The organism is Serratia sp. BFP-2025 (assembly GCF_050880365.1).
GTDB lineage: Bacteria > Pseudomonadota > Gammaproteobacteria > Enterobacterales > Enterobacteriaceae > Serratia > Serratia surfactantfaciens.
Map to the genome: position 1 here is coordinate 1,394,481 of NZ_JBPAFV010000001.1, position 24,842 is coordinate 1,419,322.

Consider the following 24,842-nt stretch of genomic DNA (forward strand, 5'->3'; position numbering starts at 1 on the left):
GATCTCTGCTTTTAAGCCCAAAATCCCCCACCTTCTCGCCGCCGTAACCGGATCACCCCGGGTGCGGCGATGATCTCCAGTTGTTCCGCGTCGGTAATGCCGGACTCGGTGATCCACTCCCCGCCAATAATCAGCTCGCCGTTCTCCCGCACCCAGTCCGCCCCTAAATCTTGCCGCTGCTGGCTGGCCTGGCACAACGCTTTCCAGGTGGCGTTATCGGTGACGAGGGTGATCCACACCCCCTCGGGTGTGCTTACAGTTCTCCCGCGCCCAATAGGCTCCTAAATCCTGCCTATCTTGGCTGGTCTTGCAGAGTTTTTCCTAGCTGGCTTCGTTAGTGACGACAGTGATCTTGAGTGTGGGATGCTGAATCGTCTCGGCCGGCGTCAATGCCGGCAAGGGGCATGAGAGCGGCAACGGCCTGACCCATACCGAAACTACCCTGGATGCGGGCAGCCATCTCAGCCTGACCAGCGGCCGCGACACCAAATTGAAAGGCGCGCAGGCCAGCGGCGAAAAGGTTACCGTCGACGTGGGCCGCAACCTGACGCTGCAAAGTGAACAGGATAGCGACCGCTATGATGCCAAACAGCAAAACGCCAGCGCGGGCGGCAGTTTCACCTTCGGCTCGATGACCGGCTCCGCCAACGTAAGTGCCAGCAAGGACAAGCTGCACAGCAACTTCGACTCGGTAAAAGAGCCGACCGGGCTGTTTGCCGGCAAAGGCGGATATGACGTCAAGGTCAAAGAGCATACCCAGCTCGACGGCGCGGTGATAGCCAGCACGGCAGACTAAGAGAACAACCGCCTCGATACCGGCACGCTGGGTTGGAAGGACATCCACAACCAGGCGGACTACAGCGCGACGCACAGCGGCGGCAGCTTCAGCACTGGCGGGCCGGTGGGCAAAGAGCTGTTGACCAACGCGGCCGGCGGTATGCTGTCGGGCGCCAACAACAGCGGGCACGCCGAGGGCACGACAAAAGCCGGGGTCAGTGAGGGAATGCTGATAGTCCGTGACACCGACAAACAGCAGCAGGATGTGGTGCAGCTGAACCGGGATACCGAACATGCCAACGACGGCAGCATCAGCCCGATATTCAACAAGGAGAAGGAGCAGAACCGGTTGAAGCAGGCGCAGCTTATCGGCGAGATTGGCGGCCAGGCGATGGACGTCATCCGCACGCAGGGCGATATCGCCGGGCTGAAGGCACAGAGAGACCCGGCGGCGCTGGCGCAGGCCAGAGAGCAGCTTGAGAAGAGCGGCAAACCGACGAACGATGCGGCGGTGATGAAGCAGGCGTATGACAACGCGATGCGGCAATACGGTACCGGCAGCGATCTGCAGAAGGCGGCGCAGGCGGTAACGGGGGCGCTGACGGCGCTGGCGGGCAATAACCTGGCGGGCGCACTGGCGAGCGGTGCTTCGCCGTACCTGGCGACGGAAATCAAGAAGCGGGTCGGTGAAGACAATATTCCTGGGGGAGACATCTTCAGACAAACTGTCGTCCGTTAACGGCCCAACCCCTTAAGCAGCGCACTGCTCAAGAGGCCGGCCGTTTCTCCTAACGGCGAGACTCAGCCGCGGCCGGTCTCCTCCCGCAGCGCGGCGCCCACCTCGTGCGCCGTCGGTTGTTCGGAACGCAGCGCCCGGCGGATGGCGAAGAAAGCGGCGATCAGCATGGTCACCGCCACCAGCATAAAGAACCCGCACAGCGCGGCGTTGATCTGGTTGCTGAACACGATGGTCTCCATGTCCTTCAGCGACTTGGCCGGCGCAATGATCGTGCCTTGCTCAATGCCGGTTGAAAATTTCTTCGCTTGCGCCAGGAAACCGATGCTCGGTTTCTCATGGAAGATCTTCTGCCAGCCGGCGGTCATCGAGGTGACGAACAGCCAGGCGGTCGGCAGAATGGTGACCCAGGCGTAGCGCTGCTTCTTCATCTTGAACAGCACCACGGTGCCGAGGATCAGCGCCATCGATGCCAGCATCTGGTTGCCGATGCCGAACAGTGGCCACAGGGTATTGATGCCGCCGAGCGGATCGACCACCCCCTGATACACGAAGAAGCCCCAGCCGGCTACCGCCACCGTGGTGCCCGCCAGGTTGCCGAACCAGGAGCGGTTGTTGGCCAACTGCGGCACCGCCACGCCTACCAGATCCTGCACCATAAAGCGGCAGGCGCGGGTGCCGGCGTCGACGGCGGTCAGGATGAACAGCGCTTCGAACAGAATGGCGAAGTGGTACCAGAACGCCATCATCGCCCGGCTGTTGAACACCTCGCTGATGATGTGCGCCATGCCCACGGCGAATGTCGGGGCACCGCCTGCACGCGACAGTATTGAATTTTCACCCACCTCTTTGGCGATCAGCGCCAGCGTTTCCGGCGTGACGATAAAGCCCCAGCTGTTAATCACCTGTGAAGCATTTTCCACCGTGGTGCCGATCAGCGCCGCCGGTGAGTTCATGGCGAAGTAAACGCCCGGATCCAGCACGGAGGCGCAGATCAACGCCATGATGGCGACGAAAGACTCCATCAGCATGGCGCCGTAACCGATAAAGCGAATGTGGCTTTCGCGCTCCACCAGTTTGGGCGTGGTGCCGCTGGAAACCAGCGCGTGGAAGCCGGAAATGGCGCCGCAGGCGATGGTGATGAACAGGAACGGGAACAGGGCGCCGGCGAACACCGGGCCGCTGCCGTCGATAAAGCGCGAAACCGCCGGCATTTTCATCTCCGGCATGGCGAAAACGATGCCGATGGCCAGGCCGATGATGACGCCGATCTTCATAAAGGTCGAAAGGTAGTCGCGCGGCGCCAGCAGCAGCCACACCGGCAGCACCGAGGCGACGAAGCCGTAGATCACTAGCACCCAGGTCAGGGTGGTGCCGTGCAGCGTGAAGAACGGACCCCAGTAGGGATCTTGCGCCACGTTGCCGCCGTAAATGATCGCCAGCAGCATCAGCACGAAGCCGATTACCGATATTTCCGCGATCTTACCTGGGCGAATAAAACGCATGTAGACGCCCATGAACAGCGCGATAGGGATGGTGGCGGCGATGGTGAACAGCCCCCACGGGCTGTCGGCCAGCGCCTTCACCACCACCAGCGCCAGCGCCGACAGGATGATGATCATCACCCCCAGCGCGCCGAGCATGGTGATCACCCCGGCGAACGCCCCCAGCTCCTGTTTGGCCATCTCCCCCAGCGAACGCCCGTCGCGGCGGGTGGAGATAAACAGCACCAGGAAATCCTGCACCGCGCCGGCCAGCATGACGCCGACCAGGATCCAGATGGTTCCCGGCAGGAAGCCCATCTGCGCGGCCAGAATCGGCCCCACCAGCGGCCCGGCGCCGGCGATGGCGGCGAAGTGGTGGCCGAACAGCACCCATTTGTTGGTGGGCACATAGTCCAGGCCGTCGTTGTGACGTTCGGCCGGGGTTAGACGGCGGTCATCCAGTTCAAAAACCTTGTCGGCGATGAACCGGCTGTAGAAGCGGTAGGTGATGCTGTAGCAGGCGACGGCGGCGACCACCAGCCAGACGGCGTTGACGTGTTCGCCGCGGCTGAGCGCCAGCATGGCGAAGGCGAAAGCGCCGACTAACGCCACCAGCAGCCAGATAAGTCCGGACCTGATGTTTTTCATGAAACAACTCCTTGGCGTGCAGAGGTAAAAATCGACCTTGTTATTAGGAATGACGTTTTAACAGTAGAAGTTTTGCCGCCGAACCGTGGCAGGTCGGATGAGAAATGTGAAGCAAGTGGGGTTTTGGTGGAAAAACAACGTGATGAAACCCCATTGGTGCAGGCTGTCGTCGCAATGTGGCCCGGCAGCGTTTCCTGCTGCATTTTTAATTTTTATCTGGCGGATAATATCTAAACCCATCCCTTGCGCGATCCCTTTGGCATTATTTTTCTGTATTGCCGACGCGAGGGGTACCAATAAACGTTTTGCGTGATATATCTTGGCTCGCGCTTGAGGCGCCATTCATTTATTTCACAAATAATAAAGTCAATAAAAGGAATTAATAATGATAGATAAAGTCATTGCAGGATATTTACCGCAGCTCACGGCTATTCGTCATGATATTCACCAGCACCCGGAGCTTGGCTTCGAGGAGTTTCGTACCAGCGATTTGGTGGCGGATTATCTGAGTTCGTGGGGGTATGAGGTGCACCGCGGATTGGCGGGCACCGGCGTCGTCGGTACGCTGCGAGCGGGCGCCGGTGCGAAGCGTCTCGGGCTGCGCGCCGATATGGATGCGCTGCCGATCGAAGAAAACAACGGCAAATCCTGGAGCAGCAGCGTGCCCAACTGCATGCACGGTTGCGGCCACGATGGCCATACCACCATGTTGCTCGGCGCTGCGCGTTACCTGGCGCAAACCCGCCGCTTCAACGGCACGCTGCACCTGATCTTTCAGCCGGCGGAAGAGACGCTGGGCGGCGGCGCGTTGATGGTGGAGCAAGGGTTATTCGAACGCTTTCCCTGTGACGCCATCTTCGCCATGCACAACATGCCGGGTCTGCCTGTGGGCGAGTTTTTCTTCCGTCACGGCGCCTTTATGGCTTCGACGGACCAATTCGTCGTTACCGTGCAAGGCTGCGGTGGGCACGGCGCTATGCCGCATCTGACCGTCGATCCGGTGCTGGTGGCCTCGCATATCGTCGTCGCGCTGCAAAGCATCGTCTCGCGTAATACCGATCCGCTGGAGGCGGCGGTGATCACCGTCGGCAGCATTAAGGCCGGTGAGGCGGCTAATGTGATCCCGGACAGCGCGGAAATGCGGCTTAGCGTGCGATCGCTGGGGCGCGAGTGGCGAACCGAGCTGTTAACGCGCATTCCTGCGCTGATTCAGGCGCAGGCGCAAAGCTTCGGCGCCACGGCAATCGTGAATCACATCAACGGCGCTCCGGTATTGGTCAACGATGAGGCCATGACGCGCTTCGCGCATCAGGTGGCGGAACAGCAGTTTGGCGCCGCGCGCGCGCACTACGGCGCCAAGCCGCTGATGGGCAGCGAAGATTTCACCTTCATGCTCGAGGCGCAGCCGCAGGGGTGTTATCTGCTGATCGGTAATGGCGACGGTGAAGGAAGCTGTATGGTGCATAACCCGGGATACGACTTTAACGATGAATGTCTGGCGGCGGGCAGCCATTATTGGGGAGCGCTGGTGGAAGCCTATTTAAAATAAACTCAAAGAATAATAACAGGGAAGGTCATAATGAGTGAAAATACGGTTGCGGCCCGGCAGGAAATAACGACGCGACCGAAAGTCGGCGGCAAGAAGGTGATATTCGCCGCCTCTTTCGGCAATGCGTTAGAGTTCTTCGATTTCGGTATTTACAATTTTTTCGTTATTTATATCAGCGTGCTGTTTTTCCCTCCCTCCAGCGATCCCAATTTGGCGCTGCTGCTGGCGTTCGCCACATTCGGCGTCAGTTTTATCATGCGGCCGTTGGGGGGCATTTTGATCGGCGCTTATGCCGATCGCTGCGGGCGAAAATCCGCGATGATTCTGACGATATCCCTGATGAGTCTGGGCACGGCGATGATCGGTTTTGCGCCGACCTATGCCAGCGCCGGCTATTGGGGCACGATCACGCTGGTGGCAGCGCGCCTGATCCAGGGCGTGGCGGCGGGCGGTGAGGTGGGTGCCTCCATGTCGATTCTGGTGGAGTCGGCGCCGCCTGGCCGGCGAGGATTCTACTCCAGCTGGGCGCTGGCGACGCAGGGCATCGCCAGCGTGATCGGCGGCGTGACGGCGTTGGGGCTCAGCGGCTGGCTGCCGGTGCTCACGGGCGATCCACAGGCCATGGCCAGTTGGGGATGGCGCATTCCTTTCTTCATCGGCGTGGCGCTGGCGCCGCTCGGTTGCTGGCTGCGTCTCGGGCTGGAAAGCGACCGGCCGCCGGCGGAGCGTACCCATGAGCCGCCTGTACCACTGCGCAAACATTCCCGGGCGGTGATGCTCGGCGTGATGTTGACCATCGGCGCCACCGTCGCTACCTATATCTCGATGTACTATCTGGGCACCTTTGCGGTCAAGTATCTGGGGATGGCGCAGACCTACGGGTATGCGGCGATGCTGCTGGCCGGGATCATCACCTTCGCCGGCAGCCTGCTGGTCGGGCATTGGTGCGATCGCTACGGTCGCCTGCCGCTGATCCGCTGGGCGCGGATCGCCATTTTGTTGTTGGCATTGCCGGTTTTCTGGCTGCTGACGGTGGCGCCGCATCCGGCGGTGTTGCTGAGCGTGGTGGCGTTGATGGTTGCTCTGACAACGTTAGGTTCTGTTCCTACGTTGTTGATGATTTCCGAGCTGTTTCCGCAGCGAGTGCGTGCGTTGGGGTTTGCGCTGGTTTATAGCCTCGGCGTCGCAATTTTCGGTGGCTTTGCCCAATACATCGCTTCCCAGTCGATCGTGCTCAGCGGTTCATTGTTGGCGCCCGCCGGCTATCTGATGCTGGCGACGCTAATCTCGCTGGCCGCGCTGCCGCTGTTGCGCGAAACCGGCGGCGATAAGTTGCAATAGCGGGTGCGAGACAAAAAAACGCCGGCGGTTTTCACCGCCGGCGCTTGACGCTTGTTACCGCACGCTATCCGGCCGTCAGGCCGCAGGGCGGGCGATCACGCTGCGGGTTTCCATGCGCACTTCGGCGATGGTGACCTGCAAGGTGTCGCTCTGGCGGTAAACCACTTCCCCTTTGATTTGCACGGTGCCGGTTTCCTGGCTGCACTGCATCTCGTCACGCACCGCGTGGATAAACGGTGCCGGGATGAAGGCAACCGCGCCGTTGTCCAGCAGGCGCACGCGCAGGCCGCCGCGGGTCACGTCGATGATCTCGGCGTTGAAACGGGTATCGGTACCGGCCTTGTCCTGCAGGAAGCGGGCGTACAGCCAGTCGCCGACGTCGCGTTCCGCCATGCGGTTCAGGCGGCGGCGTTCCGCCAGCTGCACCGTCACGTCATCCTGCGGTTTTTCCGCCGGCTGCTGGTTGATGATCGCCTTCAGCAGACGATGGTTGACCATGTCGCCGTATTTACGGATTGGCGATGTCCAGGTTGCGTAAGCCTCCAGCCCCAGACCGAAGTGCGGCCCCGGCGTGGTGCTGATCTCGGCGAAGGTCTGGAAGCGGCGGATGCGGCTGTCGAGGAACTGGGTCGGCTGCGCATCCAGATGGCGGCGCAGTTCGCAGAAACCGTCGAGGGTCAGCAGCTTCTCGGCTTCGGCTTCCACGCCGTTGGCCTGTAGCACGGTGACCGCTTGCTCGACCAGCGCAGGATCGAAACCGGTGTGCACGTTGTACACGCCGAAGCCCAGGCGATCGCGCAGCACGATGGCGGCGCAGACGTTGGCGGCGATCATGCATTCTTCAACGATGCGGTTGGCGCTGCGGCGCTGCTCGGTGACGATCTCCAGCACGTCGCCTTTTTCACCCAGCACGAAGCGGTAGTCCGGGCGATCTTTGAACACCAGCGCGTGCTGGTGGCGCCAGGCGTTGCGTGCGTCGCAAACGCGTTTCAGCAGGGTGACCTGTTGCGCGATGGCGTCGCTCGGCGGCTGCCAGCCGGCAATGCCTTCCAGCCAGTCGGAGACTTCGTCGTACACCAGCTTGGCTTTGGATTCGATCTCGGCGGCGAAGAACTGAATATCGTCGCCCAGCGCGCCGTCGGCGGCGATGGTCACGCGGCAGGCCAGCACCTGGCGGCGCTCGTTAGGGCGCAGCGAGCACAGGTTGTCCGACAGGTCGCGCGGCAGCATCGGGATGTTGAAGCCCGGCAGGTAGTTGGTGAAGGCGCGCACGCGGGCGATCTCATCCAGCTTGCTGCCTTGTTCAACGTAGGCGGTCGGATCGGCGATGGCGATGGTCAGCTGCAACGAACCGTCGCCGTTGTCGGTCACGTACAGCGCATCGTCCATGTCTTCGGTGCTGGCGCTGTCGATGGTAACGAATTCGAGCGCGGTCAGGTCCTCACGGGCCAGCGCGGCGTTCGGCTCGCTGAGGGCCAGCATTTCCGGCGCCTCTTTCTCCAGATTGTGGCGCGCCAGCGTCACCCACCATGGGGCGAAATGGTCTTCACCCTCGGTGATGAAACGGGTCAGATCGGCGTTGAAGCTGCGATCGCCTTTCAGCGGATGACGGCGCATTTCCGCCACCGCCCAGTCGCCGGCCTGGAAGTTGTGGGTCAGTTCACGCACCGGGCGGCACGGAATCGCATCTTTCAGCAACGGATGATCGGGCACGATGGACAGGCGATCGTCGCGCTTTTGCACGCGGCCGACGAAGCGCGAGAGGAATGGCTCGACCAGGGTTTCCGGCTCGGCGATTTCACGTTCTTTCTCGGTGTGCAGGGTGGCGATAATGCGATCCCCGTGCATGACTTTCTTCATGTACGGCGGCGGAATGAAGTAGCTTTTTTGACCGTCTACTTCAAGAAAGCCAAAGCCTTTCTCAGTCCCTTTCACGACGCCTTCAACGCGCGGGGTCTGAGAGTGAAGTTGCTGTTTTAGCTGCGCCAGCAGCGGGTTATCTTGAAACATATCGTCCAGTGAATGGGTTGTGAGTGGCAAGATTTGCGGCTGACAGTTTTACGCGAATCACCCGCTGCGAGCAAGCCTAACGTCACGGATCCCCGCGTTGCCGCCCGTTTTTGCGCAAGATCGGTCAATCGAAGTGCGATAGATGAAAAACCCCGGCGCGCAGGCCGGGGTGAAGGGGGGGTTACAATCAGTCCTGCAGCGGCGTCGGCTGCAGGATTTCAATCCAATAATCGTCCGGATCGCGAATGAACGCGACGTAGTTCATACGGCCTTCATGCAGGCGTTTCTGGAAGGTGACGCCGAGGCGCTCAAAACGCTCGCAGGCGGCGCGCACGTCCGGCACCGTGACGCACAGGTGGCCAAAGCCGCGCGGCTCGCCGTTGCCGTTGTGGTAGTGGAAATCCGCCTGATTTTCGGTGCCGTGGTTATGGGTCAGTTCGAGAATGCCCGGCTGGCTCAGCGCCCAGCGTTTGCGCTCGTCGTCATCCTGCGGGATCTGCTCGCGCGGGCTGCGCGTCAGGTAGCAGATGGTGAAGGCGGCTTCTTTAAACTCTTCCTGATAGACTGGGGTAAAGCCCAGCACGCGGGTGTAGAAATCCAGCGCTTTGGTCAGGTCTTTCACGCGGATCATGGTGTGGTTGAACACGTAACCGTCGGTTACCGCGTCGGGTTGGGCCGCCACGCCGGGCAGCGTCAATAAATCATTCAGTGGCATCAGTGATCCTCCTCAGGGTGTCGGCAGACTGTAGGTGAAATCGATGCTAATCTAAAGTGATTGTTTTTAACTAAAACACTTACTAAAAGTGAATGAAACATGAAGCTGAGCCAACTTAAGTTTTTCTGCACCGTGGTGGAACACAAAACCATCGCCGCCGCCGCCCGCGAGCTGCACTGCGTGCCTTCCAACGTCACGCTGCGGCTGCGCGAGCTGGAGGAGTCGTTGGGTGGCGAACTGTTTTTTCGCGACAAGAACCGGCTGTACGTCAATCCCAAAGGCCGGTTGTTCTACCAGCAGGCGCGCGACATCGTGGCGCAGGCAGAGCGCAGCAAGCAACTGTTCGCCGGCGAGTACCAGCACGGGCTGCTGAACCTCGGGGCGCTGGATTTTTCGCTGGTCAGCCATTTGCCGGCGCGTATCGCCCGGCTGCGCCGTTTACAGCCTCATCTGCAGATCAACGTGCTGAGCCGCGATTCATTGGTGCTGGAGCGCATGCTGATCGACAGCGATCTCGATCTGGCGATCAGCGATGGCCCGATTGAACATCCGCTGCTGGCCAGCCAAAAGGCGTTTGACGAACGGCTGGTGCTGCTGATGCCGGCCGACGCCGGGCAACCCGACGCCGCTATCCTGGCGGCGCTGGAGTTTTACACCTTCAGCCGCGAATGTTCGTTCCGCCTGAAGGTCGATCACTGGCTCGCCTCGCGCAGGCTGAAGCCGCGCATGACGCTGGAAATGGAATCTTATGCCGCGATGGCGGCCTGCGTGCAAGCCGGTTGCGGCGTCGCCTGCGTGCCTGGCTCTTTGCTGCCGCAGATCTTGCCGGCGCCGGGGCTGAAGGTGGTGGAAATGGGCGAGGAGGGCGTGAGCGATCTCTACTTCGTCTGGCGCAGGCATCAGCTGTCTGACGAATTGCAGACCATCCTGGAGATATTGGCGCGCCCGGCGTAAACCGGGCGCACGTTTTCAGGCAATACGCAGCGACGGTTGCTGTTCGCTGCGGCGAATCACCACCGGGATTGACTTCGACGTCGGGGTGCCGGTGCCGTCGCCGAAGCTCGCCAGCGGCACCAGCGGGTTGGTTTCCGGATAGTAGGCCGCCAGGTTGCCACGCGGAATGTCGTAACTCACCAGCTTGAACCCGTCCACCTTGCGCACCACGCCGTCGTTCCACAGGGTTTCTATCTCTACCCGTTCGCCATCCTGCAGGCCCAGCGCCGCCAGATCTTCCGGATGGATGAACAACACTTCGCGTTGGCCGTATACGCCGCGGTAACGGTCATCCAGGCCATAGATGGTGGTGTTGTACTGATCGTGCGAACGCAGGGTTTGCAGGGTAAACGGCGCTTGCTCGTCGCCCAGCTGCGGGAACAGGGTCGCCGGCAGCGCGGCGGCGCTGAATTCCGCCTTGCCGCTCGGCGTGGCGAAGCGCAGTTCGGCGGCGGCGTTGCCCAGGTAGAACCCGCCGGGCTGGTCGCAGCGCCGGTTGAAATCCTCGAAGCCGGGAATGGTGGCGGCGATATGATCGCGGATCAGCGAGTAGTCGTCGGCCAGTTCCAGCCAGTCCAGCTGTTGCGTGCCCAGTACCGCGTCGGCAATGCCGCAAACGATCGCGGTTTCCGAGCGTTGGGTATCCGCCAGCGGTTTGCCGATGCCTTCCGAAGCGTGAACCATGCTGAAAGAGTCTTCGACCGTGATGTACTGCGAGCCGCTGGCCTGCATATCCAACTCGGTGCGGCCCAGCGTTGGCAGGATCAGCGCGTCTTTGCCGGTCACCAGGTGGCTGCGGTTAAGTTTAGTGCTGATATGCACCGTCAAATCGCAGTTGCGCAGGGCGCGGGCGGTGCGCTCGGTGTCCGGCGCCGCAGCGGCCAGGTTGCCGCCCAGCGCGATCAGCACTTTCACTTCGCCGCGCAGCATCGCCTCGATCGCTTCTACCGTGTTGTGGCCCAGCGCGCGATTGGCGGTGAAGTTAAAGTGGCGTTCCAGGCTGTCGAGCAGTGCCTTCGGCGACTTCTCATCGATCCCCATGGTGCGGTTGCCCTGGACGTTGCTGTGGCCGCGCACCGGGCACAGACCGGCGCCCGGCTTGCCCAATTGCCCGAACAGCAGCTGCAGGTTGGTGATTTCGCGCACCGTCGCGATAGAGTGTTTATGCTGCGTCACGCCCATCGCCCAGGTGCAGATTACCCGCTCGGCGCCCTGGTAGGTGGCCGCCGCCTGGCGCAGTTGCGCTTCGCTCAGCCCCGACTGCGTGGTAATGGTCTGCCACTCGGTCGCGTCCACCTGCGCCAGGTAAGCTTCTACGCCGACGCTGTGCTGTTCGATAAATGCCAGGTCGAACAGGGCGGGTTCACCGGCGGCCAGACGCTGACGGTGGGTTTCCAGCAGCGCTTTCACCATGCCGCGCACCGCCGCCATATCGCCGCCCAGATTTGGTTGGTAATAGGACGAGCTGATCGGCGAGGATTTAGGCGTCAGCATCTGCACCGGATCCTGCGGATCGGCGAACCTTTCCAACCCGCGCTCGCGCAGGGTGTTGAAGCTGACGATGCGCGCGCCGCGCCGGGCGGCATTTTTCAGGCTGTGCAGCATGCGCGGGTGGTTGGTGCCGGGGTTTTGGCCGAACACGAAGATGGCGTCGGCTTTTTCAAAGTCGTCGATGCGGATGGTGCCTTTACCGACGCCGATGCTCTGTTTCAGCCCAACGCCGCTCGCTTCATGACACATATTGGAGCAGTCGGGGAAATTGCTGGTGCCGAGCATGCGGCCGAACAGCTGATAAAGGTACGACGCTTCGTTGCTGGCGCGGCCCGAGGTATACAGCTCGATCTGGTTCGGGTTGTCCATGCCGTTGATGTGTTTGGCGATCAGCGCCAGCGCGTCCGGCCAATGAATAGGTTCATAGTGGTCGGTTTGGGCGTTGTAACGCATCGGATGCGTGAGGCGCCCCTGATATTCGAGGAAATAATCGCTCTGCTGCTGCAGGGTGCTGACGCTGTGGGCGGCGAAGAATTCGGGCTCGACCGCGCTGCGCGTCGCTTCCCAACTGACCGCTTTGGCGCCGTTTTCGCAGAAGCTGAAGGTGCTGTGGTTGTCGTCGCCCCAGGCGCAACCGGGGCAGTCGAAGCCGCGTGCCTTGTTGACGCGCATCAGGTTGCGCATGTTTTTTAGCGTTTGTTTACTGTCGAGGACAAAGCGGGTGGTGGCTTCAAGCGAACCCCAGCCGCCCGCTGGGCCGGTATAAGGCTTGATTGACGGTTTGAATTTCATGGTGACACTTCGCAGGTGGTTGTAGCTAAAAAGTAAACGCTTTTTTATGCGTCTTGCGTATTTATGTCACAAGTTTAGGGGCGTTGCGGGGTGGCGTCTAATCGAATGGGGCAATGGCGGCATAGAGCATATCTATCGCGGGCGGGCGGTGACGTAAACAAATGGTTGCATAAAGACACCCGCTGCAAAAGAGTAATGGTTTCGTCTGAATGTGAATTAATGCAGTCTATCTCGCGGATTATATTGGTATTTTATTTAGCCTGCGGGCCTGAGGAACACAGCGTGAAGCGTTCAGTATCAGTGGTGATCGGCGGTATTTTACTGCCTTTGGCGGCGCAGGCGGCGGAAACGTCGCCCAATTTTCCCACCATGACCCCGCCGGCGATAGACGCCGCCTCTTACGTGTTGATGGATTACACCACCGGCCAGGTGTTGGCTGCCGGCAATGCCGACGAACGGCGCAACCCGGCCAGCCTGACCAAACTCATGACCGGGTTGGTGATCGACCACGCGCTCGATCAGCATAAAATTGGCCTCGACGATGTCGTCACCGTAGGGAAGGATGCCTGGGCGCAGGGCAACCCGGTGTTCAAAGGTTCCTCGCTGATGTTCCTGAAGCCGGGTGACAGGGTCACTGTTCGCGATCTCAGTCGCGGCATCATCATCGATTCCGGCAACGACGCCTGCGTGGCGATGGCGGACTACGTGGCGGGCAGCCAGGCCAACTTCGTCAAGCTGATGAACGAGAAGAGCGCGCAGCTGGGGTTGCAGAATACCCATTTTGAAACGGTGCATGGGCTGGATGCGCCGGGGCAGTTCACCACCGCCGGCGATCTGGCGGTGATTGCGCGCGCCATCATCATGAGCGAACCGGCGGAATACCACATGTACAGCGAGAAGTCGCTGACCTGGAACGGTATCACGCAGCAGAACCGTAACGGCCTGTTGTGGGACAAAACCTTGCACGTCGACGGTTTGAAAACCGGCCATACCGCCTCGGCCGGCTTCAACATCATCGCCTCCGCCACCGAAGGGGATCGACGCTTGATCGCCGTGGTGATGGGCGGCAAAAGCGCGAAAGGGCGTGAGGAGCAGGCGCGTAAGCTGTTGACCTGGGGGCTGCGCGATTTTACCACCGCGCATCTGTTCAGTGCCGGCCAGAGCCTGGGGGATGAGCCGGTCTGGTACGGTGCAAGCCATCGCCTGCCGGTCGGCAGCGCGCAGGACCAGTCGCTCAGCCTGCCGAAAACCGAGGCGGACAAGCTGAAGGCGCAGTACGTGCTCAACGTCGCGCGGCTGGAAGCGCCGATCAATAAAGGGCAGACCGTCGGCGAGATCCGCATCAGCGACAATGGCCAGGTGGTGAAAACCCTGCCGCTGGTGGCGCTGCAGGCGGTGCCGCAAGGTAGCGTGTTCTCACGGCTGATGGATTACGTGAAGCTCAAACTCTGACTCACCGGGCGGGCGGCGGCGCCCGGTGGTATACTGGTGCGAATGCCGATCATTGAGCCGCGTTATGGATATTAAACAACTGATTTATTTGTGTAATTTAGAACGAGAACGCCACTTCGGCCGGGCGGCGGAGGCTAGCTTCGTTAGCCAGCCGACGCTATCCATGCGATTGAAAAATCTGGAAAAAGAGCTGGGCGTTTCGCTGATTAACCGCGGCAACCATTTCGGCGGTTTTACCGCCGAAGGCGAGCGGGTGCTGGCATGGGCGCGTGAGATCGTCTCGGTTTACCAGGGGCTGAAGCTGGAGGTGGAGTCGCTCAAGCATGGCTTGCACGGCACGCTGCGCCTTGGCGTGGTGCCGCAGTGCAGTATCTCGGTATCGGAAATGCTCAAGGCGGTCAGCGAGCGTTATCCGCATCTCGATTACCGGCTGGCGGTGCTGAGCGCCGATCAACTGCTGGAGGCGCTGACGGCGCATACCGTCGACATCGGCATCGGCTTTTTCGAGCTGTCGACCTTGAAGGAACTGCATTTCCAATCGCAACCGCTGGTGGAAACTGGCGTCGAGCTGGTGTTTCATCCGCAGCATTTTCCGAAGCTGGTGGGCGATGCGCCGTTGCCGCTGGAGGCGGTGGCCGCGTTACCGCTGTGCCTGGCCGAACCGACGCGTTACTTCCGTCGTTATCTCGATCAGCACTTCCGTGACGCCGGGTTGACGCTGCACCCGCGGCTGGAAACCGCTTCGATCTTCCAATTGCTCGAGGGCATTTTCGTCGGTTTGGGTTGCGGCTTGTTCCCGCGCGGCCAACTGCAATCACCGCTGATGCCGGCGTTGCAGCGGCGCCCGGTGGCCATCGGCGCCATGCCGCGTCATGCGGCGGTGGTGGTCGATATGGCGGAGCGCGCTACGCCGCTGGCGCAGAAGTTTTTCGACGCCGCCAGCGAGTGGCTGCGGCGGCAGAATATCTGAGGACAGGCTGTCTTGCGGCCGAGGGTAAGGCCGCAAGCGCTATTCAGTCGGAGACGGTGAAGGTTTCAGCATCGCCCAGCGTTTGGCGCAGGCGGTTTTCCCAGGCGTAAAGCGCGGTGGTAAGGATCACCTCCAGCGCCTGTGCCTGATCCAGGCCGCTGTTGAACAGCGGCTGCACGCTCTGCGGAGTGAACTTCTCCGGCGCGCGCGTCAATTCGGCGGCGGTGCGCATCACCGCGCGTTTTACCGCGTCTTCGGTATACGCCAATCCCTGAGGCAGCCCGGCGAACAGCGCCTCGGCCAGTCCGTCGTCCTGCAGCTCTTGCGCCACCGTCGCCGCGCAGTAGCGGCTGCCGTTGATGCGCGAGACCGCCAGCGTCGCCAGCGCCTTCAGGCGGGCCGACAATCCATATCCTTCGGCATTGATGCCATTGAATACGCCGTTGCGTTCGCGCAGCGTGGCGGCGTCGTGGGCCAGCAGCAGGTAATAAGACTCGGCTCGCGCCTGCGGGTGGCTTTGATCCAGCACATCGAGCTGTTCGGCGGCGGCGTTTTCCGCGTCGATCGGCGGCAGGCGCACAGTCCAATTCAGTTCCTCGGCGCTGAACGCGACGCCCTCGGCGTCTTCGACGTTAGGGAAACCGGGAACCACCACCGCCGGCCGGCCGGCCAACGCTGCGATGCCTGCCACCACGCGCGCCTGATAGCTGACAAAACCGATGACTTGCGAAAAGGTAACGATATCCGCCGGGCTCAGCCCGACGTCGCCAAGCTGTTGCAGCGCCTTGCGGCAAATCAGCGTGGGCTGACTGGCAAGCTGACGGGCATATTGGGTGATCTGAGCGAGGCGGATATTGCTTTCCCGGGAGGCGTCCGGGCTATGCAGCGGGGCGAGGCGGGCGGCGTAGTGGCTACAAAGCGATTGCACCCCCGTCACCTGAGCGACGGTCAGGGCGGTGCTCAGGCGATCGTAGGGTGACAATGTCACGTAGCGCGATAGCGGCACATGGTCGGGAAACAGGGCATGGTAGCCGGCCAGCGAAGCGCTGAACACCCCGGAGCGGGCGCTGAGCGCATTGTTTAATGCTTCATCGGCAAAGGCGCCCAGCCCCAGCAGAAAACGATCGCGATGGGTGGCCGCCTGCGGCTCCAACGGCGCATCGCCGCGCACGCTGCTTTGGGTTTCGTGATACCACTGGGCGTTATGTTGTCGACGGAGTCGTTCCATAGGGTCAATCCTTAATCATGATCAACAGCCGCCGCTGCGCTGGCAGCGACGGCTGGACAAAGAGGCAACATGCCCGCAGGCGGGGCGAAAGGCGGATTTAGCGCAGCTCATCGCAGCACAGGGCGTGGCCGTAAACAGAGAAACCGGCGGCCAGGGTGAGCAGAAACTGCGTGAGGCGGCGATGGCGAATGCTGTTCATCAGTGCGATATCCTGTCGTATGAGAAGCGCAACGTAGGGGATATCCTCACCGATCGCCCTGGCGAGATAAAATAATGTTACGGACTAATCAATAACTGAAAGGAATAAAATATAAGGATATATAACAATAATGTAATTTGTATGTGCGCTTTCTCGCTAAGCGGCAGGCGCGCGGCAATAAAAAACCCGCCGCAGCGGGTTTGGAAGTGAGGCCGTAACTCAGAAACGGCCGCCGTCGCGCCGCCAGGCGTCGGCGGTCAGCGCTTCGCCGAAGTGGCTGGCGATAAGCCGCTTGGTCAACTCGTGCAGCGGCGCCGCCAACACTTCGGCGGTGCTGCCGCGCTCGACGATTTCCCCTTCGTGCATCACCAGCACCTGGTCGCTGATGTGTTTCATCATGCCGAGGTGCTGGGTGACATAGATATAGGAAATACCGTGTTTTTCCTGCAATTCCAGCATCAGGTTGATGATTTGCGAGCGCATCGACATGTCCAGTGAGGCCAGCGCCTCATCGGCGACGATCACTTTAGGCTGCAGGATCAGCGCACGCGCCAGTGCGACGCGCTGTTTCTGCCCAGAAGCCAGCATGTGCGGGTAGTAGTAGGCGTGATCCGGCAGCATGCCGACCTGGCGCAGCGTCTGGTTGATGCGCTGCTCGCGCTCGGCGGGCTCAAGATCGGTGTTCAGCCGCAGCGGCGCGTCCAGCAGCTGGCCGATGCGTTGGCGCGGGTTGAGCGAGGTGCTCGGATCCTGAAAAATCATGCGAATGCGCTGGCTGCGGTAGCGATAGTCGCCGAATTCCAGCGGATGATCGTCGATCAACAGTTCGCCGGCGGTCGGCTCCACCATGCCGGAGAGCATCTTCGCCAGCGTGGATTTGCCGGAGCCGTTCTCGCCGATTACCGCCAGCGTCTGGCCTTCGCGCAGGGTAAAGCTGACCGATTTCACCGCCTCAACGTGCTGGCGGCGGAACAGCCCAGTGCGATAGCGGTAGGTTTTGCTCAGGTTGCGCACTTCCAACAGCGTTTCCATGTTATTGCTCCTCCATGTTCAGCGGGAAGTGGCAGGCGAAGAAGTGGTTCTTGACCGGGCGCAGGCGCGGCGTTTCGATACATTTCTTCTGCGCGTAGGGGCAACGCGGCCCCAGACGACAGCCGATCGGCAGGTGTTCCAACGAAGGAATGGCGCCCGGCAGCGTATTCAACCGGCTCTTGTGCGGCAGCGAGCGGCCGAAGTCCGGCATGGCGCGGATCAGTGCCTGGGTGTACGGGTGGTGCGGCGCCGCCAGCAGCTCTTCGCACTGGGCGCTTTCCACCGTTTGCCCGCAGTACAACACGTTTACCCGGTCGGCCCATTTGCTCATCATTTGCAGGTCGTGGCTGATCAGCAGAATGGTGGTGTTGTTGTTCTGATTGAGGCGCGCCAACAGCCGGAAAATCTGCGCCTGGGTGGTCGGCTCCATGGCGTTGGTCGGCTCATCGGCGATCAGCAGACGCGGCTGGTTGGCCAGCGCAATGGCGATCATCACTTTCTGGCATTCGCCTTCGGTCAGCTCGTACGGGAAGCTGCCCATGATGTCGTCGTGATCCTTGATGCCGACGCGGTGCAGCAATTCGATGGCGCGGCGTTTGCGCCAGTTGAAGCGCTGCCACCAGCGGCCCTTGTAGGTCCACCCTGGGATGGCTTGCGCCAGCTGGCGGCCAATGCTCTCGGAAGGATCGAGACAGGACTGCGGTTCCTGGAAGATCATCGACACGTTGTGGCCCACCAGCCTGCGCCGTTCGCGCGGGCTCAGCTGCAGCAGGTCGATGTCGTCAAAGCGGAAACGATCGGCGGTGACGCGCCAGTTGTCTTTGGTCACGCCGCAGATGGCTTTGGCGATCAGGCTCTTGCCGGAGCCTGATTCGCCCACCAGGCCGCGCACCTCGCCCTCGGTCAGCGTCATGCTGACGCGGTCGACCGCCTTGACCGGCCCTTCGGCGGTCATAAATTCAATCGTCAGATTGCGGATATCGAGTAACGGCATTATTCCACCCCGGCATTGATTGCGCGGCGCATACCGTCGCCCAACAGGTTGACCAGCAGCACGCTGACGAGGATGGCCGCGCCGGGCAGCATCACCGTCCAGGGTGCGACGTACACCAGCTCAAGCGAATCGCCGAGCATCGCTCCCCATTCCGGCGAAGGCAGCTGCGCGCCAAGATCGAGAAAGCCGAGCGCGGCGATATCCAGAATGGCCATCGACAGCGCGCGGGTGAATTCGGTCACCAGCACCGCCGCGATGTTCGGCATGACCGCGTACCACAGGATTTGCAGTGTGGAAGCGCCGTCGAGCCGCGCCGCCACCACGTACTCTTTCTCCAGTTCGTCGTGCACCGCGCTGTAGATGGTGCGCACCATGCGCGGCAACAAGGCGAGCCACACCGCCAGCATGGCGTGTTCGAGTTTGGGGCCGATAAACGCCACCACCACGATCGCCAACAGCAGAGACGGGATAGACAGCAGGGTATCGAGAATGTGGTTGAGCACCGCCGAGCGCAGCCCGTGAGTGACGCCGGCGAACACGCCGAGGATCACCCCGCAGAACGCCGCGGCCAGCGTCACCGCCAGCGCCGAGCCGAAGGTGGCGGCGGTGCCGGTCAACAGGCGGCTGAGGATGTCGCGCCCGAGATCGTCGGTGCCGAGGAAGAACGACACATTGCCGTAACGCGACCAGGAAGGCGGCAGCAGCTGATAACCGAGGAACTGCTGATCCAGCGCGTAGGGCGCCAGCAGGCTGCCGAACAGCGACAGCAGCAGCAGGGCGATCACCCCGTAAAAACCGATCATCGCCAGCGCGTCGCCGTAGAAAATCCGCCAGGTGTAGCGCAGCGGGCTCGGCATCTTTTTTTCGCGGTATACGTTATCGAAGGGCATACCATTCCTTATGTTTCAGCGGGTTGGTTGCCGCGCCCAGAATGTCGGCCAGGACGTTAATGGTGATCACCAGCGTGCCGACCACCATGACGCCGGCGGAGATCGCCGCATAGTCCTGCTGGCGGATGGCGTTGATCAGCCAGCGGCCGAGGCCGGGCCAGCTGAATACCACTTCGGTGATCATCGCCAGCGTCAGCATGGTGGAGAACTGCAGCCCCAGTTTGGGGATGATCGGCGGCAGCGCATTGTGCAACACGTGGCGGCGAATGATGGTGAAGCGCGACAGGCCGCGGGTGGCGGCGGCCTTGATGTAGTTTTGGCTCAGCACGTCGTCGGTGCTGATGCGCATCAGGCGCACCACTTCGGTGGTGGGCGCCACCGCCAGCGCGGCGATCGGCAGGATCATGTGGCGCAGCGCGCTGCCGATCATCTCGTTGCGGTACGGCGAATCCGACAGCCAGGCGTCGATCAGCGCGAAACCGGTGATCGGCTTCACCTGATACAGCAGGTCGAAACGGCCGGAAACCGGCAGCCAGCCCAGATGCAGCGAGAAGAACAACATCAGCAGCAGCGCCAGCCAGAACACCGGCATTGAGAAGCCCAGCAGCGCGAAGGTGCTGATGGCGGTGTCCTGCCACTTGCCGCGCAGCACGCCGGCGATGATGCCCAGCGGAATGCCGATAAACAGCGCCAGGGCGAAGGCCAGCAGGCACAGTTCCATGGTAGCCGGGAACACTTCGCGCAGCTGTTCGCTGATCGCCTGGCCGTTGATGCTGGAAACGCCGAAGTCCCAGTGCAGCAGGCTGACGAAGTAGAACTGATAGGCGTCCAGCAGGGCGGCGCCGTTCAACGGCGCGCGCGGCGTGAAATAGCTCAGGCTGAAGCTTACCAGCGTCAGGAAAAACAGCGTGATCAGCAGCAGCAGGATGCGGCGCAGGGTAAAGATAATCACTTTTTCACCTCCGGCGCGGATTCACGGTACACCCCGGCGAACGAGGCGTTGCCGAACGGACTCAGCACCAATCCCTTGATGTCGTAACGGTAGGCCTGCAGGCGCAGGGAAGAGGCCAGCGGCAGCACCGGCAACTGCTGCTCGAGAATTTTCTGCGCCTTGCGGTAGTTATCGATGCGCTGAGACAGTTGCTGCGACAGCAGCGCGTTTTGCAGCACCTCGTCGAAGCCCGGGTCACACCAGTGAGCATAGTTGGTTTGCGAACGGATTGCCGCGCAGCTCAGCAGCGGCCTGAAGAAGCTGTCCGGATCGTTGCTGTCGGTGGCCCAGCCGGTCAGGGTCAGGTCGTGGTTCATCTCCATCAGGCGCGCTTCCTGGAAGCGGCCTTCCACCGGTACGATGGTGACGTTGATGCCCACCTGGCCGAGATCGGCCTGGATCAGCTCGGCGGTCTTCAGCGGGCTCGGGTTATAAGATTGCGAGGCGGTCGGCACCCACAGCTTCAGGTTCAGCTGGCCGACGCCGGCCTGCCGCAGCATCTCGCGCGATTTGGCCGGATCGTACTCGGTGACGTGCGCGTCGTTGTCGTAAGCCCAGGAGGCGCGCGGCAGGATCGAGGCGGCGGTTTCCGCCGTGCCGTAATAGATCGACTGCATCAAGCGCTGATTGTTGATCGCCAGCGAGATCGCCTGGCGCACGTTGAGGTTGTCGAGCGGCGGTTTGCGGGTGTTGAACGCCAGATAGGCGATGTTCATCCCCGGGCGCAGCGTCAGGCGCAGGCGCGGATCGTCGCGCAGAATCGACAGCTGGCTGGCCGCCGGATAGGCCAGCACGTCGCACTCGCCGGTCAGCAACTTGGAGAGGCGGCCAGTGCCGCCGGCCCCCAGGTCGATCACTACCTGCGGCATGCGCGGCAGGCCTTTCCAGTAGACGGCGTTACGCGCCAGACGAATATATTGCCCCGAGCGGTATTCGTTGAGCAGGAACGGGCCGCTGCCGACCGGCTCGCGGTCGATCAGCTCCTGATGGCCCTCGCGCGTCAGCACGTCGGCGTATTCGGCGGACAGCACCGGCGCGTAGTGGGTGGCCAGGTGCCACAGGAACGAGGCGTCCGGCGACTGCAGACGAATCTCCACCGTGTAGTCGTCGAGCTTTCTCACGCTCTGTACCGAATCGCCGAACTGCAGGCTGTCGAAATAGGGATATTCGCCGCCGTTAACGTCGTGATACGGGTGTTTCTGGTCAAATACGCGCGCGAAGCTGAACACCACGTCGTCGGCGTTCATCTTGCGGGTGGGCGTGAACCAGGCGGTGGTCTGGAACGGCACGTCTTTACGCAGATGGAAGCGGTAGGTGGCCCCGTTGTCCAGCACTTCCCAGCTTTGCGCCAGTTCGGGGATCAGACGATAGGTGTACGGGTCGACGTCCAACAGGCGATCGTACAGCTGGGCGGCCAGAGTATCCACCGTCAGGCCGCTGCTGGCCATTTGTGGGTTGAAGGTATTCAGTATGCCGCTGACGCAATAGACAAAGCCGCTCTGGCGAATGTCCGGCAGCGGCGCCGCGACGGGCGCGGGCGGTGTGGTCGCGGCCAGGGCAGAGCCCGTCAGGCACAACGACAGTATCCAAAGGGGTAAACCACGCATAGAGGCTCATGGGTTTAATCAGCAATAGCGTTAGTGTATCGCACTCTGACCAGCAGCCCAATCCATTGAGCAAAATCGCTGAGTTTTCTGCTACTTGATTAAGCAAGGCGGTTCGCGACGTGAAAAAAATTTTATTTGATATGTTATAACATAACAAAATCATGTTACCGTTCCCCGGCAAAGTCACAATAACGCAAGGGGATGTATGAACGAAGTTGCACTTCCACCACGCCGTTCGCTGCCAGACGCTCAGGCATGGCGCGGCGAAATGAGTGATGTCGGGCTCGATTGGGTCGGGATGCAAGGGATCGCACTGCCGCTGGAGCTGGCCGGCAAGCCACTGATGGCCAAAGTCGACGCCGGCATCAACCTGCGCGCCGAAGCAGCGGGCGAACGCGGTATTCACATGTCGCGGCTGTATCTGGCGCTGGACGAATTGACGCAGGGCGAACTGACGCCGCAGCGCATCGGCCGGACGCTGCAGGCCTTTCTGGATTCGCAGCCGGAGCACAGCGATCGCGCCAACCTGACGCTCAGCGGCGAGCTGTTGTTGTCGCGCCCGGCGCTGCTGTCGCCGCAGCGCGGCTGGAAAGCCTACCCGCTGCGCATCGAGGCGGCGCTGGCGAACACACTGACGCTGGCGCTGACCGTCGGCGTGCCTTACTCCTCCACCTGCCCGAGTTCGGCGGCGCTCAGCCGCCAGCTGGCGCAGCAACAGTTTCAGTTTGACTTTGAACAGGCGGCGGAGCGTGTCAGCCAACGGCAGGTGAGCGATTGGCTGCTGGAGCAGGGCATGCCGGCCACGCCACACAGCCAGCGCAGCTGGGCCTGGGTCACCGTGACGCCGGATAATGACCGGGCGTTCGAACCGGTAAAACTGATCGACCGCATCGAACACGCGCTGGGCACGCCGGTGCAAACGCTGGTGAAACGCCGCGATGAGCAGGCCTTCGCGCTGGCTAACGGCCAGAACCTGATGTTTTGCGAGGATGCGGCGCGGCGTCTGTATCGCATGCTGCGCAGCCAGTGCGACTACCGCGCCTTCTCGCTGCGCGTCGAACATCAGGAGAGCCTGCATGCCCACAATGCGGTGGCGGAGTTGAGCTGGCGGGGAGAGCAGCATGCTGCGTAAAAATCCCAGCGGCCATCTGCCGCAGGTCTCGCCGCTGGCCTACATCGATCCCACCGCCATTCTATGCGGCCGGGTGATCGTCGAAGACTTCGTCTACGTCGGCCCTTATGCGGTGATCCGTGCCGACGAGCTGAACGCCCGTGGCGACATGGAGCCGATCGTCATCGGCTCGCATTCCAATATTCAGGACGGCGTGGTGATCCACTCCAAAAGCGGGGCGGCGGTCACCATCGGCCGTTACAGCTCTATCGCCCACCGCGCCATCGTCCATGGCCCGTGTCGCATCGACGATCGGGTGTTTATCGGTTTCAACAGCGTGCTGTTCAACTGCCACATTCAGTCCGGCTGCGTAGTGCGTTACAACGCGGTGGTGGACGGCGTGACGCTGCCGGAAAACCGCTATATCCCGTCAACCGAGCGTGTGGGGCCGGACAGCGACCTGTCGCGTTATCGCCAGGTCGATCGCGGCGCGCTGCAATTCTCCGAAGAAGTGGCCGCCACCAACGTCGAATTGGTGCGCGGTTACCAGGCATTACGCAATGAATTTTAATGAGGTTCCCATGAAGCAACTTCCCGTGACCGTGCTTTCCGGCTTTCTCGGCGCCGGCAAGACCACGGTGCTGAACCATATCCTGAACAACCGGCAGGGCATGCGCGTGGCGGTGATCGTCAACGATATGAGCGAGGTGAACATCGACGCCGCGCTGGTGGAAAATGCAGTGCATCTCGATCGCCAGGAAGAGAAGCTGGTGGAGATGAGCAACGGCTGCATCTGCTGCACGCTGCGCGAAGATCTGCTGGTATCGGTGCGCGAGTTGGCGCAGGACGGGCGTTTCGATTACCTGCTGATCGAATCGAGCGGTATCTCCGAGCCGCTGCCGGTGGCGGAAACCTTTACCTTTGAGGACGAAAAAGGCGAAAGCCTGTCGCAGTTCGCCCGGCTGGATACCCTGGTGACGGTGGTCGACGGGGTGAATTTCATCCAGCAGTATCAACAGGCGCAAAGCTTGCAGGAGGCCGGCCAAAGTCTGGGCGAGGACGATCTGCGCAGCGTGGCGGATCTGCTGATTGAGCAAATTGAGTTCTGCGACGTGATTCTGGTCAGCAAGACCGATCTGTTGACGCAAACGCAGCAGGGCGAAGTGATGGCGCTGTTGGCCAGCCTGAATCCCGACGCCCGCATTGTGCCGATCGCGCCGGGAAAACTGCCGCTGGAGGCGGTGCTGAATACCGGCAGCTTCAGCTTTGAAAAGGCGCAGCAGGCACCCGGCTGGTTGAAAGAGCTGCGCGGCGAACACCTGCCGGAAACGGAAAACTACGGCATCAGCAGCTTTGTTTATCAGGCGCGGCGGCCTTTTGCGCCGGACAAGTTCTACCGGGTGATCAACGGCGATTGGGGCGGCGGCCAGCTGCTGCGCTCGAAAGGCTTTTTCTGGCTGGCGACGCGGCCGCGGCTGGCCGGGCAGTGGAGCCAGGCCGGCGGCATCGCCCACTATGGTCTGGCGGGCACCTTTTGGCGCGCCATTCCACAAGACAATTGGCCGCAGGATCCCGAAACGAGGGCGCATATTCAGGAAAAATGGGTGGAGCCGTTCGGCGACATGCGCCAGGAGCTGGTGTTTATCGGCCAGCATCTGCAGCAGGCGACGATCGCGCGTCTGCTGGACGATTGCCTGCTGAGCGACGACGAAATGGCCGCCGGCGTGGACTATTGGCTGGATATGGCGGACCCGTTCCCTGAGTGGTAATTGCGCAATCTTCGTGTGGTAATGAGAAAAATTCTCAACAAAGTGCTTTACAGACGATACTGA

General features: G+C 61.4%; 19 protein-coding genes and 1 pseudogene. 9 read left to right on the top strand and 11 right to left on the bottom strand.

What is annotated here, in order from left to right; all coding sequences use genetic code 11:
• Positions 1-11: 11 nt before the first annotated feature.
• On the bottom strand, positions 12-275 hold the full coding sequence (locus ACRAWE_RS06540; RefSeq protein WP_084799176.1) for a hypothetical protein: 264 nt from the start codon (positions 273-275) through the stop codon (positions 12-14).
• Between the two features lie 98 nt (positions 276-373).
• Between ACRAWE_RS06540 and ACRAWE_RS06545 the strand changes: the two are divergent.
• Positions 374-1,474: pseudogene (locus ACRAWE_RS06545) on the top strand (hemagglutinin repeat-containing protein); the annotation flags it as partial.
• Between the two features lie 104 nt (positions 1,475-1,578).
• Here ACRAWE_RS06545 and ACRAWE_RS06550 read toward each other — a convergent pair.
• The gene (locus ACRAWE_RS06550) at positions 1,579-3,645 is read right to left on the bottom strand and encodes a carbon starvation CstA family protein (protein WP_432525139.1); all 2,067 of its coding nucleotides are present in this window, start codon (positions 3,643-3,645) and stop codon (positions 1,579-1,581) included.
• 385 nt (positions 3,646-4,030) lie between these two features.
• Here ACRAWE_RS06550 and ACRAWE_RS06555 point away from each other — a divergent pair, with 385 nt between their 5' ends.
• Both ACRAWE_RS06555 and ACRAWE_RS06560 read left to right on the top strand, forming a co-directional pair.
• Positions 4,031-5,194 carry a M20 aminoacylase family protein gene (locus ACRAWE_RS06555; protein WP_063919573.1) on the top strand — a complete coding sequence of 388 codons (1,164 nt, stop codon included), beginning with the start codon at positions 4,031-4,033 and terminating at the stop codon, positions 5,192-5,194.
• 30 nt (positions 5,195-5,224) lie between these two features.
• A complete protein-coding gene (locus ACRAWE_RS06560; protein ID WP_063919572.1) occupies positions 5,225-6,535 on the top strand; it encodes an MFS transporter in 1,311 nt (436 codons plus the stop codon).
• Positions 6,536-6,610: 75 nt separating this feature from the next.
• Here the strand turns inward: ACRAWE_RS06560 and ACRAWE_RS06565 are convergent, their stop codons facing one another.
• Positions 6,611-8,545 carry an exoribonuclease II gene (locus ACRAWE_RS06565; protein WP_432525140.1) on the bottom strand — a complete coding sequence of 645 codons (1,935 nt, stop codon included), beginning with the start codon at positions 8,543-8,545 and terminating at the stop codon, positions 6,611-6,613.
• A gap of 187 nt (positions 8,546-8,732) precedes the next feature.
• Positions 8,733-9,260, bottom strand: coding sequence for a lactoylglutathione lyase (gene gloA / locus ACRAWE_RS06570; protein ID WP_432525141.1), 528 nt, complete (start codon positions 9,258-9,260; stop codon positions 8,733-8,735).
• Positions 9,261-9,359: 99 nt separating this feature from the next.
• Here gloA and ACRAWE_RS06575 point away from each other — a divergent pair, with 99 nt between their 5' ends.
• Positions 9,360-10,214 carry a LysR family transcriptional regulator gene (locus ACRAWE_RS06575; protein WP_432525142.1) on the top strand — a complete coding sequence of 285 codons (855 nt, stop codon included), beginning with the start codon at positions 9,360-9,362 and terminating at the stop codon, positions 10,212-10,214.
• Between the two features lie 15 nt (positions 10,215-10,229).
• Here the strand turns inward: ACRAWE_RS06575 and ACRAWE_RS06580 are convergent, their stop codons facing one another.
• Positions 10,230-12,536, bottom strand: coding sequence for an FdhF/YdeP family oxidoreductase (locus ACRAWE_RS06580; protein WP_432525143.1), 2,307 nt, complete (start codon positions 12,534-12,536; stop codon positions 10,230-10,232).
• A 282-nt stretch (positions 12,537-12,818) separates the two neighbouring features.
• On the opposite strand from ACRAWE_RS06580, the gene dacD reads away from it, so the two are divergent.
• Positions 12,819-13,988 carry a serine-type D-Ala-D-Ala carboxypeptidase DacD gene (gene dacD, locus ACRAWE_RS06585; protein WP_432525144.1) on the top strand — a complete coding sequence of 390 codons (1,170 nt, stop codon included), beginning with the start codon at positions 12,819-12,821 and terminating at the stop codon, positions 13,986-13,988.
• Between the two features lie 64 nt (positions 13,989-14,052).
• On the top strand, positions 14,053-14,958 hold the full coding sequence (locus ACRAWE_RS06590; RefSeq protein ID WP_025159783.1) for a LysR family transcriptional regulator: 906 nt from the start codon (positions 14,053-14,055) through the stop codon (positions 14,956-14,958).
• Between the two features lie 43 nt (positions 14,959-15,001).
• On the opposite strand, the gene ACRAWE_RS06595 is transcribed toward ACRAWE_RS06590, so the two are convergent.
• From ACRAWE_RS06595 to sapA, 6 genes are all read right to left on the bottom strand, one after another.
• A complete protein-coding gene (locus ACRAWE_RS06595) occupies positions 15,002-16,186 on the bottom strand; it encodes a CMD domain-containing protein (protein ID WP_432525145.1) in 1,185 nt (394 codons plus the stop codon).
• Between the two features lie 418 nt (positions 16,187-16,604).
• Positions 16,605-17,417 carry a putrescine export ABC transporter ATP-binding protein SapF gene (sapF, locus tag ACRAWE_RS06600; protein WP_004930589.1) on the bottom strand — a complete coding sequence of 271 codons (813 nt, stop codon included), beginning with the start codon at positions 17,415-17,417 and terminating at the stop codon, positions 16,605-16,607.
• A gap of 1 nt (position 17,418) precedes the next feature.
• Complete coding sequence (gene sapD / locus ACRAWE_RS06605; RefSeq protein ID WP_019452674.1) at positions 17,419-18,411, bottom strand: putrescine export ABC transporter ATP-binding protein SapD; 993 nt, start codon at positions 18,409-18,411, stop codon at positions 17,419-17,421.
• Positions 18,411-19,301 carry a putrescine export ABC transporter permease SapC gene (sapC, locus tag ACRAWE_RS06610; RefSeq protein WP_004930580.1) on the bottom strand — a complete coding sequence of 297 codons (891 nt, stop codon included), beginning with the start codon at positions 19,299-19,301 and terminating at the stop codon, positions 18,411-18,413. Before sapC ends, sapD begins: the two co-directional genes overlap by 1 nt.
• Positions 19,288-20,253 (bottom strand): putrescine export ABC transporter permease SapB, encoded by a 966-nt coding sequence (sapB, locus tag ACRAWE_RS06615; protein ID WP_019452673.1) that lies wholly within the window; start codon positions 20,251-20,253, stop codon positions 19,288-19,290. The genes sapC and sapB overlap by 14 nt, the downstream gene beginning before the upstream one ends.
• Positions 20,250-21,899 (bottom strand): ABC transporter substrate-binding protein SapA, encoded by a 1,650-nt coding sequence (gene sapA / locus ACRAWE_RS06620; RefSeq protein ID WP_063919566.1) that lies wholly within the window; start codon positions 21,897-21,899, stop codon positions 20,250-20,252. The genes sapB and sapA overlap by 4 nt, the downstream gene beginning before the upstream one ends.
• Positions 21,900-22,104: 205 nt before the next feature.
• Between sapA and folE2 the strand changes: the two genes are divergently transcribed.
• Genes folE2 through zigA form a run of 3 tightly spaced genes read left to right on the top strand, consistent with a single transcriptional unit; the run spans position 22,105 to position 24,779 of the window.
• Complete coding sequence (folE2, locus tag ACRAWE_RS06625; protein ID WP_432525146.1) at positions 22,105-23,031, top strand: GTP cyclohydrolase FolE2; 927 nt, start codon at positions 22,105-22,107, stop codon at positions 23,029-23,031.
• Positions 23,021-23,581 (top strand): carbonate dehydratase, encoded by a 561-nt coding sequence (locus ACRAWE_RS06630; protein ID WP_063919564.1) that lies wholly within the window; start codon positions 23,021-23,023, stop codon positions 23,579-23,581. The genes folE2 and ACRAWE_RS06630 overlap by 11 nt, the downstream gene beginning before the upstream one ends.
• Positions 23,582-23,591: 10 nt before the next feature.
• Positions 23,592-24,779 carry a zinc metallochaperone GTPase ZigA gene (gene zigA, locus ACRAWE_RS06635; protein WP_063919563.1) on the top strand — a complete coding sequence of 396 codons (1,188 nt, stop codon included), beginning with the start codon at positions 23,592-23,594 and terminating at the stop codon, positions 24,777-24,779.
• Positions 24,780-24,842: the final 63 nt, after the last annotated feature.

Excerpts from the sequence above, each read along its gene's own strand:
- ACRAWE_RS06595 (WP_432525145.1), bottom strand. The coding sequence starts at position 16,186 with ATGGAACGACTCCGTCGACAACATAACGCCCAGTGGTATCACGAAACC.
- zigA (WP_063919563.1), top strand. The coding sequence starts at position 23,592 with ATGAAGCAACTTCCCGTGACCGTGCTTTCCGGCTTTCTCGGCGCCGGC.
- ACRAWE_RS06565 (WP_432525140.1), bottom strand. The coding sequence starts at position 8,545 with ATGTTTCAAGATAACCCGCTGCTGGCGCAGCTAAAACAGCAACTTCAC.
- ACRAWE_RS06580 (WP_432525143.1), bottom strand. The coding sequence starts at position 12,536 with ATGAAATTCAAACCGTCAATCAAGCCTTATACCGGCCCAGCGGGCGGC.
- ACRAWE_RS06560 (WP_063919572.1), top strand. The coding sequence starts at position 5,225 with ATGAGTGAAAATACGGTTGCGGCCCGGCAGGAAATAACGACGCGACCG.
- ACRAWE_RS06550 (WP_432525139.1), bottom strand. The coding sequence starts at position 3,645 with ATGAAAAACATCAGGTCCGGACTTATCTGGCTGCTGGTGGCGTTAGTC.
- ACRAWE_RS06590 (WP_025159783.1), top strand. The coding sequence starts at position 14,053 with ATGGATATTAAACAACTGATTTATTTGTGTAATTTAGAACGAGAACGC.
- sapA (WP_063919566.1), bottom strand. The coding sequence starts at position 21,899 with ATGCGTGGTTTACCCCTTTGGATACTGTCGTTGTGCCTGACGGGCTCT.
- gloA (WP_432525141.1), bottom strand. The coding sequence starts at position 9,260 with ATGCCACTGAATGATTTATTGACGCTGCCCGGCGTGGCGGCCCAACCC.
- ACRAWE_RS06555 (WP_063919573.1), top strand. The coding sequence starts at position 4,031 with ATGATAGATAAAGTCATTGCAGGATATTTACCGCAGCTCACGGCTATT.
- sapD (WP_019452674.1), bottom strand. The coding sequence starts at position 18,411 with ATGCCGTTACTCGATATCCGCAATCTGACGATTGAATTTATGACCGCC.
- ACRAWE_RS06575 (WP_432525142.1), top strand. The coding sequence starts at position 9,360 with ATGAAGCTGAGCCAACTTAAGTTTTTCTGCACCGTGGTGGAACACAAA.
- ACRAWE_RS06630 (WP_063919564.1), top strand. The coding sequence starts at position 23,021 with ATGCTGCGTAAAAATCCCAGCGGCCATCTGCCGCAGGTCTCGCCGCTG.
- sapC (WP_004930580.1), bottom strand. The coding sequence starts at position 19,301 with ATGCCCTTCGATAACGTATACCGCGAAAAAAAGATGCCGAGCCCGCTG.
- sapF (WP_004930589.1), bottom strand. The coding sequence starts at position 17,417 with ATGGAAACGCTGTTGGAAGTGCGCAACCTGAGCAAAACCTACCGCTAT.
- folE2 (WP_432525146.1), top strand. The coding sequence starts at position 22,105 with ATGAACGAAGTTGCACTTCCACCACGCCGTTCGCTGCCAGACGCTCAG.